At 58.0% G+C, this 464-nt stretch carries 1 protein-coding gene; it reads right to left on the reverse strand.

What is annotated here, in order from left to right; genetic code table 11:
* On the reverse strand, positions 1-464 hold a 464-nt coding region (locus B2R17_RS05420), incomplete at both ends, for a ferrochelatase (RefSeq protein WP_286763162.1).

The following is a 464-nucleotide window of genomic DNA, read 5'->3' on the forward strand; positions in this document are numbered from 1 at the left end:
TCGACGAAATCCGGGTGTGTTCCCGCCGATGAGGCTCGTGCCATTTTGATCCCGCGTTCTTGGCAAAGCTGGGCGGCTTCCTCGTCCAAGTCAAACAGGACCTCCATGTGGTCGCTGACAAATCCGATCGGCAGGATCACCAGCGATTCCAATTTCTTGGCGTCGTCCATCTCCGCGATTGCGTCCAACACGTCCGGTTCCAGCCAAGGCTGCGATGGTGGGCCGCTGCGACTTTGGTAAACCAGATCCCAGTCCACCGCACCGCAAGCGTCAGCCACCAAACGGCACGACTCTCGGAGTTGCTTTTCGTAGTCGCAATTGTCGGCCATGCCCATCGGGATGCTGTGAGCGGTGAACAGCACCTTAGTTTCGGCTGGCGATGCGTCGATGGTTTGGGCCGCTTTGGTAACGTTGTCCGCCATCGCGGCAATGAAGCCAGGATGGTTGAATCCCATACGGACTTT

Source organism: Rhodopirellula sp. UBA1907 (genome assembly GCF_002337565.1).
Lineage (GTDB): Bacteria > Planctomycetota > Planctomycetia > Pirellulales > Pirellulaceae > Rhodopirellula > Rhodopirellula europaea.